The following is a 14,143-nucleotide window of genomic DNA, read 5'->3' as shown; positions in this document are numbered from 1 at the left end:
GGAAATGCGTTCAGGCTTCGGCCGCCACGCCCAGCTCGGCCAGCAACTGCGCGCGCAGGGCCTCGGCGGCCGGATGCGAACGATTGTGCGCGGCCTGCGGCGCGACCGTGTAGTCGCTGGCGATGGCGCCGTCGCGCATGACCAGGATGCGATCGGCCAGCACGATGGCTTCGTCGACATCGTGCGTGACCAGCAGCACGCCGGGCCGGTGGCGCGCCAGCAATTGGCGCACCAGCGCATGCATGCGGATGCGCGTCAGCGCGTCGAGCGCGGCGAAGGGTTCATCCAGCAACAGCAGGCGCGGTTCGCGCACCAGCGCGCGGGCCAGCGCCACGCGTTGCGCCTGGCCTCCGGACAGGTTGCGCGGCCAGTCGTCGATGCGCGCGCCCAGGCCCACTTCTTCCAGCGCCGCCTTGGCCAGCGGCTTGCCGGCCTGGTCGTCCAGCCCCAGCGCGACATTGCGCCACAGCGGATCCCACGGCACCAGGCGCGGTTCCTGGAACACCACCGCCGGTTGCGCCGGGCCGTCGATGCGCCCGCCGTCGGTGGCATCCAGCCCGGCCAGCGCACGCAGCAGCGTGGTCTTGCCGCAACCGCTTTCGCCGAGCAGGGCGACGAACTCGCCGCGCGCGATGCGCAGGTTCAGCCCCTTGATCACGCTACGCTCGCCATAACGGCGCTGCAGGCCGCTGACGGTGACGGCGGTTTCCTCGAAACCCGCCGGATGCATGGTATGGGTGGGGAGCATCATCATCGGCCGCCCTTGGCGTAGTTGGGATGCCAGGCCAGCAGCCGGCGCTCCAGCGCCCGCGCGATGCCGTCCGAGACGACGCCGATGCCGGCATAGATGACGATGGTCAGCACGATCACATCGGTCTGCAGGAACTCGCGCGCATCCATGGCCAGGGAACCGATGCCGACATTGGTGGCGATGGTTTCGGCGATCACCAGCGCCAGCCAGGCTACCGCCAGCGCATAGCGCACGCCGGCCAGGATCGACGGCAAGGCGCCGGGCAGGATGATGCGGCGAATCAGCGCCCAGTCCGACAAACCCATGACGCGGCCCAGCTCGACCAGCTTGGGGTCGACCTGGCGGATGCCGAGCACGGTATTGATATAGATCGGGAACAGCACGCCCAGCGACACCAGGAACACCTTGCCGCCCTCATCCACCCCGAACCACACGATCACCAGCGGCAACGCCGCCAGGAAAGGGACGGCGCGCACCATCTGCACGCTGCGGTCGAACAGCGCTTCGGCCAGGCGCGAAAAACCGACCAGGGTGCCCAGGGCGAAACCGATGCCGCCGCCGATGACAAAGCCGGAGACGGCCCGCAGCAGGCTGGCGGCGAGATCGCTCAGCAGACGGCCCTGGCCGACCAGGTTCCAGGCAGTGACGGCAACCTTGCTGGGCGCAGGCAATACCTGGGGCGACAAAAAACCGAGGCGGGCGAAAATTTCCCACGCCACCAGCGCGACCACCGGCGCCAGCCATGAAATGGCCAGCAGCGCATGGGGATCGGCCAGCCGCGATGGGCGCGCCGCGCTTGTCGACGGCGGCGGCCCGGCCGCTGCCGCCTTGGGCAACGACAGGCGATTGACCACTTCTGGCATGGGTGCATCCTCCACATTGGCTGGCGGCGAAGTGCCGCGATGTGGAAAATCCTAAACAAATCTCATGAATTATTTAAATAATTATTTCGATCTAACATATCTGGAACTCATTTCATCAATAGGCGTGAGTGCGCGACGCATCGCGCAATCGGTGCAACAGGCGCAGCAGGCTCTACACCAGCCCGGCGCCGCATGCGCCCACCCGGATAAGCCATACGGACGGCGAACCGACTCGTCCGTGGACAGCGACGGCCCCCACGCATCAGCGCATCAACGCAATTCTGACTCCGCCACGCCCGGCACGCCCTGCCGGATGGCCTTCGAATAATCCGCATCCGGCGCTGCCGCCAGCGCACGCTGCGTGATGCGGCCTGCGGCCTTCAGTTCATCGAAGGAGCGGCCCGGCGCCAGGCCGCCGTGGTCGTAGGCATATTGCGCGAAATATCCCGACAGCAGCAGACGGTAATCCAGCGGCAGCGAGGGCGACAACCGGCGCGCCAGTTCGAACACGATGGTGGTGCAATTGCTGGTGAGCGTATTGTAGAAACGGGGCTCTTGCCGCAACTGGGCAGCCCGCTCCAGGTAACCGAGGAAGACCTTGCGCAACTGCTCCGGCGCCAGCCGCAGCCGGTACAGGTAGACGTCTTCGCCGCGCGCATTGGTGCGGGTGCGGATGATGTCGCTCTCGTCGGCCGCCACGATCACTGTTTCAAACCGGCGGAAGAAGCCGCCGATGGCGGAAAAGCTCTCGCCCCGCTCCTTGCGGATCTCCAGCGAGAACACCAGGCGCCGGCCGTCGTCGAAACCGAACGACACCAGCGTGTGCGCGATCGCCGGCCCCATCCAGTAAGACAGGAGCAGATCGGCCGAAACCAGGTGCGCCAGGTCGTAACGGCGGGTCTCCCAATGCATGTCGTAATCGGTTTCGCTACGCCAGCGGAAGTTGCGCACATTGGCCAGCGTCACCTGATCGCCCTGCACCTGCGGCTCCAGCATGCGCGCGACATCGTCGGCCCAGATCCGCTCATGCGACGGCCGGATGCCATGCCACCATGCCAACAGCGCCACCGTGCACAGCAGGAACGCCGCCAGGCACCAGCGCCAACCGGCGCCGGCCACACCGGCCAGGGCGGCCAATGCCGCCAGCGCCAGCAACGACCACGCGGCAATCGCCGCGCCGCGCGCCCACGGCGGCGCCGGCAGCTGGAACCACAACGCGCACGCGCCCCATGCGGCCAGGCCGGCCAGCACGCAAACCGCCAGCAGCAACAAGGGCCAGCGCAGCCACAGGAAGGAAGTCAGGAACGCCATCAGGAAATCGCATTCACAAAGAAATGGAAAAAAGCGGGAGGTCAGTTCCCCCTGCGCCAAACGGCATTGTAGCTGCCGCATACGTATATGTTTATGCAGATTTATTCGTGGCCGGCGCCGGGGCCGCAGCACAGAATCTTCCGATTGCCATCCCGAGGAAATGCCATGAGCCGCGACCTGTTGCTATTGCTTGAATACGGTTTCACCGATCCCGCTCATCCGGGCGAACGTTTCATCTGCCCCGACGGCGCTCCCATCGAAGGCTTGCTGGCCGGCGACCCGGAACGCGCGGCGCAGCTGGACATCAAGCGCCTGCCGTTCGCGCGGCCGCGCGCCGAAGTGGTGGCGGCGCTGGATGCGCAACACCAAAGCCTGCCGGTGCTGATCCTGGGCGACCGGCTGCCGCCGCCGGACGATGCGCAACGCCTCGACGGCAAGCGCTTCGTCACCGATACGCGCCGCATCCTCGAGCTGCTGGCGCAGCGCCACGGCTTCCCGCGCGTGCATTGAGGCGGCACCAGGTTCCCCGATGAGCGCGCCCCCTCGCCAGTTGCACCTGAACGTCAACATCCTGCATTCCGGGTTCATCCCTTCGGCATGGCGCCTGCCCGATGCCGACCCGCTGGCCTTCATCGACGCCGCCCACTACGTGAAGGTGGCGCAGATCGCCGAAGCCGCCAAGTTCGATGCGGTGTTCCTGGCCGACAATGCCGCCATCATCGAACAGATCGACTTCCGCCCGATCACCGCGCTGGAGCCCACGGTATTGCTGGCCACCGTGGCCGCCGCCACCACCCGCATCGGCGTCATCGGCACCGCCTCCACCAGCTACAACGAGCCCTATAACATCGCGCGCCGCTTCGCCACGCTGGACCATGTCAGCGGCGGCCGCGCCGGCTGGAATATCGTCACCACCGCCGATGCCGGTTCGGCGCGCAACTTCGGCCTCGACGCCACGCCCGACCATGCCGGCCGCTACGCGCGCGCCGACGAATTCACCGAAGTGGTCAAGGCGCTGTGGAACAGCTGGGACGACGGCGCCGTCATCGGCGACAAGCAAAGCGGCCGCTTCATCGATGAGGCCAGGGTCAAGCCGATCGCCCACCGTGGCCCGCATTTCAGCGTGCAAGGCCCGCTCAACCTTCCGCGCGCGCCGCAGGGCCAGCCGGTGCTGGTGCAAGCCGGCGGTTCCGGCGACGGCCGCGAGCTGGCCGCACGCCACGCCGAAGCCGTGTTCTCGGCCGCGCATACCCTGGAAGAGTCGCTGGCCTACAGCCGCGCCATCAACGAACGCGCCGCCGCGCTGGGGCGCGGCCCGCACGCGGTCAAGATCCTGCCCGGCCTGGCCACCATCATCGGCGCCACCGAAGCCGAGGCCCTGCGCCGGCGCGACGAGCTGGTCGACATGATCCCCTGGCGCTACAGCCTCAAGCGCCTGGCGGGCACCCTTGGCATCCCGGCCGAACGCCTGCAGCTCGACCAGCCGCTGCCCGCCGACCTGGCCTTGCCGGCGGGCGGCAATGGCAACCACACCTTCTTCCACGCCACGCTGTCGCTGGCGCAGGGCCGGCAGCACACCGTGCGCGACCTGATCCGCGCCCTCTGCGGCGGCGGCGGACATCGCGTGCTGGTGGGCACGCCGGAACAGATTGCCGATGAGATCGAAGCGTGGTTCAAGGCCGGCGCGGCCGACGGCTTCAACCTGATGCCGGACGCCTTGCCAGGCGGCCTGCAGGATTTCACCGATGGCGTGGTGCCGATCCTGCAACAGCGCGGATTGTTCCGCAGGGAATATGCGGGGCGCACCTTGCGGGAGCATTTCGGGCTGGCGCTCCCCGGGGCCGGCGCCGACGCCGGCCAGCGCGCGCGGGTTGCCTGAGACGCTATGGCGCTATGGCGCTGCGGCGTCATGCACCGCGCGCCGGATCCGACAGGGTGATCAGTTGCGCTTGCCGGTAGCGGCGAAGTAATCCGGCAAGGTAAATCCATCGTAAAACCGATCGCCCCGGATCGCCTTCTGGAAATTCTCCGAGCGGTACGCCTCCGCCAGGTCCCGCGCATAGGCATCGGACTGGCGCGTCTTCTTCACCGCCACCACGTTGATATACGGCGGCTTCATGTCTTCCAGCGCGAACGCATCCGACAGCTTCAGCTTGGCGAAGATGGCGAAGTTGCCCTGGACCGCGGCGAAATCGGCATCGTCCAGCGCCCGCGGCCCCTGGGCATTCTCCAGCGGCACCAATTTCAACCCCACCTTGTTTTCCACCACATCGAGTTCGGTCACATCGACCGGCTTGTTCTCGCGGATGCGGATCCAGCCCAGCCGCTGCAAGATCCACAAGGCCCGCTGCAGGTTGACAGGGTCGTTGGGCACGGCCACCGTAAAGCCCTTCCTGAGGTTGTTGAGATCCTTGTGCTTCCTGGAATACAGGCCCATCGGCGGCGTGGGCACCTGGACGATGCCGACCAGGTCGGTCTTGTTGCGCTCGTTGTAGGAATCGAGAAAGACCGTGTGCTGCATCACGTTGGCGTCGATGTCGCCCTTGAAGACGGCGCTGTTGGCTTCCAGGCCGGTGGTGAATTCGTAGAAGCGGATCTTGTAACCCTTTTTCTCCAGCTCCGGCTGCACGCCCAGCTTGAATTCGTCGATGTAAGGGCCGGGCACGAAGCCGATCTTCAGTTCGCGTTCCTGTGGCGCGGCATGGGCAAGGCTGATGGCAATGGCGGGCAACAGCAGCAAGGAGAAAATTCGTTTCAGCATGGTCGATATCGCTTCCGGCAGAGTGGTGGAAAAATCAAAAAACGCTGCCGAAAGTGTATTGACCGTGCCGCCTCAGTTGAACGAACGAATACGCATGAGGATATTTGCTGCCTGGAGGGATCAGGCGTAGCCGTTGCCGAAACGCTCGTCATGCGGCCGGCCGTTGAGGTGGTAGTTGCCGATGGCCGCCTCGCGCTGGATCGCCGGATTGTGCGAAGCCAGCGTGCGCGCGTTGCGCCAGTGGCGGTCCAGCCGACGGGTTTCGCTGGTGGCCGAGGCGCCGCCCACTTCGAACAGCAAGGTGGTGGCTTCCAGCACCTGGCCGATGACGATCTGCTGCGCTTCGAAGGTCTTGATGTCGAGCGCGTTGTAATCCTCGGTGGCGACCGTGCCGGCGCGGCGCGCGGCATGCAGCGCATCCTGTTCGCGCGCCACGGCCAGCGTCAGTTGCTCGGCCGACCACGCCAGGCTGGCCAGGCGGCCGACCACACGATGCACCAGCGGATTCTCGCGCGGGCTGGAGTTGCCCGGCACGCCGAAGGTGCGGGTGCGCGGCTGGGTGAATGCCACCGCATCGCGCAGCGCGGCGCGCGCGATGCCCGACAGCGCGGCCAGGTGGAACGTCTGGTAGAAGGAGGTGATGATGGTGTTGCGGCGCGGCTGCGATGCATGGTAGCGATCCAGCACCTGGGCGTCGTCGATCAGCACGTTGTGGAAACGCGTGGTGCCGCTGCCGGTCAGGCGCTGCCCGAAGCCATCCCAGTCGTCGACGCGTTCGACGCCCGGCGCGTCGGCGGGCACCAGCACATTGAAATCGGATTCATGGTCGTGCGCGCGCACCAGCACCCAGTCGGCATACAGGGTGCCGGTGGAATAGTACTTCTCGCCGTTGAGGCGCCGGTGGCCGTTGCCGTCCTTTTCCAGCAGCACGGAATTGCCGGTGGCGGCATTGCGCTCGGACGTGGCCGCGCCGAAGGTCTTGCCGCTGCCGATCACATCCAGCCAGCGGCGCGTGTCGGCGTCGTCCTTGCGTTCCAGCAGCAGCTCGGTGAAGCCGGCGTTCACGCGCAGGATCTGCGGCAGGTTGGATTCGGCCTCGCCCAGGCGGATCAGCAGGTAAAAGTAATCCTCCAGGCTCACGCCGGCCCCGCCGTGCGCGACCGGTACGCGCAGTGCGGAAAATCCCGCTTCCTTCAACTGGCGCACTTCCTCGAAAGGCAGGCGGCGCTCGGTCTCGCGGGTGATGCTGTCTTGCGCGATCAGCGCAAACAGGTCGGAAAAGCGTTGATGCAGCGCGTGAGCGGATGCGTTGGCGGATGTGCTCATGATGTCCTCGGATGATAGATCCCGAGGATTATCTGGCAGCCGCCCCATCCTGCTGAAGGAAGAAAAACGGATATCGATATGCGGCCGCGAGTCAGCCTGCGGCCACCGCCGGCACCACCAGCGGCACGCTCTTGCGAATGGCCGCGATCATGTTCTTTACCGCCGGCGAACGTTCGAAGCGACGAAACACCGCGGCCACTTCGGAACCGATGGCCGCGCCCGCCAAAGGCCGGTAAACCACATTGGGCAAGTCCACCACCTGGGTCAGCACGCCCGGCACCACCGCCACGCCGGCGCCCACCGAGACTTCGGCCAGCACCGCCAGCAGGCTGCCGGGCCGACTCTCGCTGCGCGGTGTAAAGCCGCCGCGGCGGCAGACTTCATGCGTGCCCAGTTCCTGCTCGGGCAGGATAAAGGCTTCGTCCGCCAGCGACCTGGCCTTGACCGCCTGCCCCGCCGCTGCCGGCTGGGCCAGCGCGTGGTCGGCCGGCAGCGCCAGGCAAAAGCGGTCGCGCAGCAGCACATGCGTTTGCAACGACGGCGCCAGCGCCAGCGGCATGCGCACGAAAGCGACGTCGACGCGCCCTTCTTCCAGCACCTCGGACAAACGGTGCATCGGCCACTCCCGCGCCTGCACCTCGGCATCGGGCCACTGGCGGCGAAAGGCGCTGATCTGTTGCTGCAGGATGCCGCCGAACACCGCCGAACCGACATAGCCGATCTCCACCCGGCCCAGCTCGCCGCGCCCGGCGCGGCGACCGACATGCAAGGCTTGCTCGAATTGCGCCAGCACGCCGCGCGCTTCCTCGGCAAAGGCCTCGCCGGCGGAAGTGAGCGCCACCGAACGCTTGGTGCGCACGAACAGCTGCACCTGCAGCTTGCGTTCCATTTCCTGGATCTGCACGCTCAGGGTGGGCGGGGCAATGCCGAGCATTTCCGCCGCACGGGCGAAATGCAGCTGCTCCGCTACGGTCAGGAAGTAACGCAGATGGCGCAGCTCCATGGCACACCTCTTTCATTGAATTAGGTATTAACTAATTAATTTAAAAAACTCATGTATTGAACTGAATTATAGGCACTGATTGAATGGATAGCTCACTTCCATCCTTTATCAAGGAGCAACACATGTTCAAGAACACGCTTTCCCTCGCCATCGGCGCCGCCGCGCTGGTCGCCGCACAACTGGCCGGCGCCGCCAGCCTGCCGGTGCAGCCGGTGCTGACGCTGGCCGCGGCGCAGCAAGTGATATCAGCCGCGCAAGCCAAGGCACAGGCCGAGAACTGGCCGTGCGTGATTTCGGTGGTCGATGCCGCCGGGCTGCCGCTGGCGCTGGTGCGCATGGACAACGCGGCGGTGCCGGCCGGCGTCGAGATCGCACCGGGCAAGGCGCGCACGGCGGCGCTGTTTCGCCGTCCCAGCGGCGCGCTGGAAGATGCGATCAACGGCAACCGGCCGGCCGTGGCGACCGCGCGCGGCTTCGTGCTGATGCGCGGCGGCTTGCCGCTGGTGGCGGACGGCCAGATCGTCGGCGCCATCGGCGTATCGGCCGACACGCCGCAGCACGATGAGGAAATTGCCAGGGCCGGCGCAGCTGCACTGAAGTAAGAGCCCCAACGGGCGCCAATGGCCATCGACAAGGAGCCAGGAGGAGACACCATGCGCACCCTGTTTTCAAGCGCCGCCGGACGGATATTGCTCAGCGGCTCGCTGGGCTGCGCCATGACGGTGCTGGACACCAACGTGGTGGGCATCATCCTGCCGACCATCGCACGCGAACTGGGCGCCTCCTTCGCCGACATCGAATGGGTGGTGAGCGCCTACGTGCTGTGCTTCGCCGCCCTGCTGCTGCCGGCCGGCTCGGTGGCCGACCGTTATGGCCGCAAGCGCATCTTCCTGTGCGGCATCGCGGCGTTCGCCCTGGCCTCGCTGGCCTGCGCGCTGGCGCCTTCGGCGCAGGCGCTGTATGTGGCGCGCGCGGCGCAAGGCATCAGCGCGGCGTTGCTGCTGGCGCCGGCGCTGGCCATCATCGGCCATGCCTTCCACGATGAAGCGGAACGCACCCATGCCTGGGCCGTGTGGGGCGGCATCATGGGACTGGCCATGGTGCTCTCGCCGCTGGCCGGCGGCGCCATCAATGCGCTCTTGGGCTGGCGCTGGGCCTTCGCCATCAATATCCCGATCTGCCTGTTGCTGGGCGTGGCGGTGCTGCGCCATATCCCGGAGTCGCGCAATCCGTCCGTGCGCCCGCTGGACCTGCCGGGCATCCTGTCTTTCTCCAGCGCTATCTTCATGCTGACCTGGGCCCTGATCACCGGGCCCGAGTACGGCTGGGGCAGCGTTGCTTTCGCCGTCCGCGCTGCGGGCGGCGTTTTTTTATTCGCATCGTTCATCGCCCTCCAGCGCAAGGGAGCACATCCCATGCTGGACTTGTCGCTGTTCCGTTCGGCCGGATTCATCGGCGCGGTGGCGGCGATGTTCGCCTATGCGGCATCGGCGCAGGTGATGGCCTCGTTGCTGCCGCTGTTCCTGCAGAATGCGCGCGACATGCAGGCCGGCGCGGCGGGCTTGGCCATGCTGCCGTTCGCGCTGGCCATGCTGCTGTTGCCGCAAGTCGGACGGCGCCTGGCGCGCACCTGGCCTGCGGCGCGCATCCTGATGCTGGGGCTCTGCACCGTGGCCTTGGGCAACCTTTTCATGGCGCTGGCCGCGCATGCGGGCAGCGGCGCGCTCACCATGATCGGCATGGCAGTGCTGGGCAGCGGCGGCGGACTGCTCAATGGCGAAACGCAAAAGGCCATCATGGGCAACGTGCCGCGCGAACGTGCCGGCATGGCCTCGGGCATCAGCACCACGTCGCGCTTTACTGGCGTACTGGCCGGATTCACGGGGTTGGGAGCAGTCCTGGCGGAAGGCACGCGGCAGGCCATGGCACGCGCGCTGGCGGCGCTCGGCACAAACGGCACAAACGGCACAAACGGCAACAACGGCGCAAACGGCACACATGCCAGTGAATTTATCTCACGCGCCATGGCGGGCGACTTCGGCGGCGCGGCGCAGCTCTATCCGCAGCAGCGCGAGGCCGCCGTCGCCATCGCGCGGCAGGCCTACGGGCTGGGTTTCTCGCATGTGTTCACGGCGGCGGCGCTGCTGGCGCTATGCGCGGCCGGCATCGTGGCCTGGTCGGTCAGGCGCGCCGCCCTTCCAGCACCAGCGACATCAACCGCGGCAGCACCGATTCGGCAGACGCCGCGATCTTGAACGTCAGCAGCGGGTCGGCGCGCGTGAGGCCGCGATTGATGGCCGCCACCGGCTTGCCCGCTTGCGCCGCCATGCGGACAAAACGAAATCCCGACAGCACCATCAGCGACGATCCCACCACCAGCATGGCATCGCAAGCATGCGCCGCCTGCTCCGCTTCGGCGGCGCGCGCGGCGGGAACGCCGTCACCGAAGAACACCACATCCGGCTGCAACATGCCGCCGCACAGATCGCACGACGGCACATGGAAATCGGCATCGGCGTCCGGTTCCAATTGGGCGTCGCCGTCCGGCAAGACGGCGGCTTCGGCGTCGGCCAGCGCGGGGTTGAGCCGCTCCAGTTCGTCCTGTATCCGGGCTCGCTCATACAGGGCGCCGCAAGACAGGCAGCGCACCGCGTGGATGCTGCCATGCAGTTCCATCACCCGGCGACTGCCGGCCTGCTGGTGCAAGCCGTCGACGTTTTGCGTCAGCACGGCAGCCACTCGCCCCGCCGCCTCCAGTTGCGCGATGGCGCGGTGCGCGGCGTTGGGCCGGGCTTGCGCCAGGCGCGGCCAACCCAGCATGCTGCGCGCCCAATAGCGCTTGCGCGCCACTTCGAAAGCGCGAAATTCGGCGCCCTGGATCGGCAGGCGACCGCGGCGCACGCCGTCTTCGTCGCGATAATCGGGAATGCCGGAAGCGGTGCTGATGCCGGCGCCGGTCAGCACCAGCACGTTGCTGCTGGCCAGCAGCAGGCGCGCCAGCGCCTCCAGTTCTGCCTCGCTGGCGATGTCGGTGTCGCTGTCGATGTCGGCGGGCGTTGCCGCTGGCAGTGAATCGTTCATGGAAACCGGGCTGGTGATGGGAACAGGGTGCAGCGTAAGCCATTTTCGCGCGTCTTGCCGGCCGGACGCTCCCCGGCCCTGCCGGCGGCAGCCAATACCATCACATGGTGATATATTCATGCGAAATGCCTCCCCGTACATATCGGCCGCACAAGACATCGTAACCGGGCCGACGACATTCCCCATTTCCCCATGGATATCAATCTCGCCCGCACCTTCCTGGAAGTCGCCGCCAGCGGCAGCTTCATTCTGGCCGCTGAACGGATGCACCTGACGCAAACGGCCGTCAGCGCGCGTATCCGCACGCTGGAGGAACAACTTGGCCGGCAGCTTTTCATCCGCAACAAGGCCGGCGCCAGGCTGACCGCGGCCGGCGAACGCTTCATGCGCCATGCGACGACGCTGGTGCAGGTCTGGGAACGTGCGCGCCAGCAGATCGCGCTGCCGCCGGGACGCAAGGACGGCATCAGCCTGGGCGGGGAGCTCAGCCTGTGGCATCCCTTCCTCGCCGACTGGCTGATCTGGATGAAGCACTGCGCTCCCGACATCGCCATCCGCTCCGAGGTCGATATGCCTGCCCGGCTGCTCGATCGCGTGCAAGACGGCTCGCTGGATCTGGCGGTGATGTACGGCCCGCCGCCGCGCGAAGGCCTGGTGTCCGAATTGCTGCTGGAAGAAAAGCTGATCATGGTCAGCACCGAAAAGAACGGCGTCGTCGATCCCGAGCGCTATGTCTATGTCGACTGGGGGCCGCACTTTGCCATCAACCACCAGGCCGCCCACCCCGAACTGAGCAATCCCTCGCTGACGATTTCCCTGGGGCCGCTGGCGCTGACTTACCTGCTCAGCGTCGGCGGCGCCGGCTATTTCCGCGCCGGAACCGCCCAGCCGTTCATCGATGAAGGCCGCCTGCACCGGGTTCCCGGCACGCCGGAATTTTCGCACTCGGCCTATGTCGTGTATGCCACGCAGCGCGACAACGGCACCATGAACCATGTGCGCCAAGGCCTGAAAACCATCGCCAGCGGCAAGGAGCTGCCCGGACTCAACCACCGCATTGCCGCGCGCCCCCTTTTCACCGTTGCCGGCGCCGCGACCAAGGCACGGCACCGGTAACCCTATTGAGCCTATTCGGGCTATTCAGGCTATTGTCAGCTGCCCGTTACAGCCTGTAACGCCTGTAACAGGCGCAGCGTCAACTCGGCATCCGTGACCGCCGTTGGGGAAAAACCGGGCAAGATCCGCACCGCCGGATCCGCCCTTATTACCGCCGACAAGGACACGACATGACAGCTGATAAAAACCGGTTCACCACCCTGGTGTCCTCCTCGCTCATCATCAGCCTGCTCGCGCTTGCAGGTTGCAACAGAGCCGACACCCCGGCCGCCCCGCCCTCCAACGCAGCCGCAGCGGCTCCGGCCACACTCCCCTACACGCCACCGACCGCCGACCAGTTGTCGCAGATGGTGGCGCCGATCGCGCTGTTCCCCGACAAGCTGGTCGCGCAGGTGCTGGCCGGCGCGACGTACCCCGACCAGATCGCCTCCGCCAACCAGTGGCTGGCCCAAAATCCCTCGCTCAAAGGCGCCGCCTTGCAGGATGCGGCAAACCGGCAGCCGTGGGATGTCAGCGTCAAATCGCTGACCGCATTTCCCTCGGTGCTGAACCAGATGGCCGGCAACATCCAATGGACCACCGCGCTCGGCGAAGCCTATGTGAACGACCCCGGCGATGTGATGAACGCCATCCAGGCGATGCGTTTGCGCGCGCAGCAGTCCGGCAACCTGAAGACCTCGCAGCACCTGAAAATCACCTCGGTCGCGCGCGCGGCGCCGCCTGACTATGCCAGCGCGCCCGGCGAGCCGCCGGTCTATGCCGGACCGGCAGTGATACCGCCGCCGCCGCAAACGATCGTGATCGAACCGGCACAGCCAGATGTCGTATATGTGCCCAGCTATAACCCGGCCGTGGTCTACGGCGGCGCGGTTCCGGCCTATCCCGGCTATGTCTATCACCCGCCGGTCTACAGCACGGGCGACGTGGTGGCCACCGGCGTGCTGTCATTCGGCGTCGGCATTCTGGTCGGCGCGGTCATCAGCAATCACGACTGGGGCTGGCATTCATGGGGCATGAACTGGGGCGGCCCCGGCTCAGGCGGCGGCCCCAATTATGGCGGAGGCCCCGGCGGCGGCTGGCATCGTCCCGCGGTGGTCTACAACAACACGACGTATGTCTCGAAGTCGACCACCGTCATCAACCATATCGACAACCACAACAACAACTCGCGCACGGTCAACAACTACGGTACGACCAATAACAACAACGGCACCATCAACAACACCAGCATCAGCAACAATACCAATCGCCCGAGCTTCAACGCGGCCACGCCGAACGCCAATGCGCACATGCAAGCCGCGCCGGCCGGTCCCATGACGGTGCCGCATTTCAGCGCCGGCGATGCGCGCCCCGGCGCGCGTCCGGCCAACGTCCCGCAAGCGCAGCACGGAGCCGGCAACGCGCCCATGCAGCCTCACGCCAATGGACACGAGCCTGAAATGACGCCGCACGCCGCTGCGCAGAAACCGAATGCCGTCCCGGCGCAACATCAGGGCGCCATGGAGAACCGCCAGCAGAACGCCGAACGGCCGCATCGGCCCGACACGCTTCTGTCCGCTCCGCCGCCGGACGCAGCACGCCAGGAACATGCGGCCAGAGAGAATATGCCGGCACACCAGAACCCCTCCGCACCGCCACGGCCACAGGCGCAGCCGCCTCACGCGCAAGCCCCGCAAATGCATGCCCAACTGGCAGAGCCACCAAGGCCGCAAACCCAGCCGCATGTTCAGCCGCATGACCAGCCACATCCGCAGCCACATCCACAACCACATATGCCGCAGCCCCACCCGCAAGAGCATGCCCAGCAGCATCCGCAGGAACATCCGCATCCGGCCCAAAAAGAAGAGCGCAGGGAAGAGAAAAGGGAATGAAGACAAGCCGGGCGATCGGTTTCGCCGGGCTTGTCGTCGCGCATGACGTCAGCGATGACG

At 66.5% G+C, this 14,143-nt stretch carries 13 protein-coding genes; 6 read left to right on the top strand and 7 right to left on the bottom strand.

Translation table 11 applies throughout. The features are described 5' to 3' along the window. Positions 1-10: 10 nt before the first annotated feature. The 3 genes from FB598_RS00850 to FB598_RS00840 form a co-directional block, all read right to left on the bottom strand. The gene (locus tag FB598_RS00850) at positions 11-751 is read right to left on the bottom strand and encodes an ABC transporter ATP-binding protein (RefSeq protein WP_141913308.1); all 741 of its coding nucleotides are present in this window, start codon (positions 749-751) and stop codon (positions 11-13) included. Beyond that, positions 751-1,614, bottom strand: coding sequence for an ABC transporter permease subunit (locus FB598_RS00845; protein WP_141911673.1), 864 nt, complete (start codon positions 1,612-1,614; stop codon positions 751-753). Before FB598_RS00845 ends, FB598_RS00850 begins: the two co-directional genes overlap by 1 nt. 270 nt (positions 1,615-1,884) lie before the next feature. Then, on the bottom strand, positions 1,885-2,925 hold the full coding sequence (locus FB598_RS00840; RefSeq protein WP_141911670.1) for a DUF4105 domain-containing protein: 1,041 nt from the start codon (positions 2,923-2,925) through the stop codon (positions 1,885-1,887). Positions 2,926-3,090: 165 nt separating this feature from the next. Here FB598_RS00840 and FB598_RS00835 point away from each other — a divergent pair, with 165 nt between their 5' ends. Both FB598_RS00835 and FB598_RS00830 read left to right on the top strand, forming a co-directional pair. Further along, a complete protein-coding gene (locus FB598_RS00835; protein WP_141911668.1) occupies positions 3,091-3,435 on the top strand; it encodes a DUF3088 domain-containing protein in 345 nt (114 codons plus the stop codon). Positions 3,436-3,454: 19 nt separating this feature from the next. Beyond that, positions 3,455-4,804 carry an LLM class flavin-dependent oxidoreductase gene (locus FB598_RS00830; protein ID WP_255463934.1) on the top strand — a complete coding sequence of 450 codons (1,350 nt, stop codon included), beginning with the start codon at positions 3,455-3,457 and terminating at the stop codon, positions 4,802-4,804. 60 nt (positions 4,805-4,864) lie between these two features. Here FB598_RS00830 and FB598_RS00825 read toward each other — a convergent pair whose 3' ends face one another. From FB598_RS00825 to FB598_RS00815, 3 genes are all read right to left on the bottom strand, one after another. After that, a complete protein-coding gene (locus FB598_RS00825; RefSeq protein ID WP_141911663.1) occupies positions 4,865-5,686 on the bottom strand; it encodes a MetQ/NlpA family ABC transporter substrate-binding protein in 822 nt (273 codons plus the stop codon). 120 nt (positions 5,687-5,806) lie between these two features. Then, positions 5,807-7,012 carry an acyl-CoA dehydrogenase family protein gene (locus FB598_RS00820; protein ID WP_141911661.1) on the bottom strand — a complete coding sequence of 402 codons (1,206 nt, stop codon included), beginning with the start codon at positions 7,010-7,012 and terminating at the stop codon, positions 5,807-5,809. 91 nt (positions 7,013-7,103) lie between these two features. Further along, complete coding sequence (locus FB598_RS00815; RefSeq protein ID WP_141911659.1) at positions 7,104-8,015, bottom strand: LysR substrate-binding domain-containing protein; 912 nt, start codon at positions 8,013-8,015, stop codon at positions 7,104-7,106. A gap of 122 nt (positions 8,016-8,137) precedes the next feature. Between FB598_RS00815 and FB598_RS00810 the strand changes: the two genes are divergently transcribed. Both FB598_RS00810 and FB598_RS00805 read left to right on the top strand, forming a co-directional pair. Further along, positions 8,138-8,617: a heme-binding protein gene (locus FB598_RS00810; RefSeq protein ID WP_141911657.1), complete on the top strand. Its 480-nt coding sequence runs from the start codon at positions 8,138-8,140 to the stop codon at positions 8,615-8,617. Positions 8,618-8,668: 51 nt separating this feature from the next. After that, positions 8,669-10,270 (top strand): MFS transporter, encoded by a 1,602-nt coding sequence (locus FB598_RS00805; protein WP_141911654.1) that lies wholly within the window; start codon positions 8,669-8,671, stop codon positions 10,268-10,270. Here FB598_RS00805 and FB598_RS00800 read toward each other — a convergent pair. Further along, positions 10,197-11,096: an NAD-dependent protein deacetylase gene (locus FB598_RS00800; RefSeq protein ID WP_141911652.1), complete on the bottom strand. Its 900-nt coding sequence runs from the start codon at positions 11,094-11,096 to the stop codon at positions 10,197-10,199. The genes FB598_RS00805 and FB598_RS00800 overlap by 74 nt on opposite strands. Before the next feature lie 192 nt (positions 11,097-11,288). Here FB598_RS00800 and FB598_RS00795 point away from each other — a divergent pair, with 192 nt between their 5' ends. After that, complete coding sequence (locus tag FB598_RS00795) at positions 11,289-12,212, top strand: LysR family transcriptional regulator (protein ID WP_141911650.1); 924 nt, start codon at positions 11,289-11,291, stop codon at positions 12,210-12,212. Positions 12,213-12,382: 170 nt separating this feature from the next. Beyond that, entirely contained in the window at positions 12,383-14,083 is a 1,701-nt protein-coding gene (locus tag FB598_RS00790) for a DUF3300 domain-containing protein (protein WP_141911648.1), read from the top strand. Positions 14,084-14,143: the final 60 nt, after the last annotated feature.

It is taken from the genome of Herbaspirillum sp. SJZ106 (genome assembly GCF_006715495.1).
Classification (GTDB): domain Bacteria; phylum Pseudomonadota; class Gammaproteobacteria; order Burkholderiales; family Burkholderiaceae_D; genus Herbaspirillum.
Note: the sequence above shows the minus strand (reverse complement) of the source record. Positions and strands in the feature narration are given on the sequence as shown.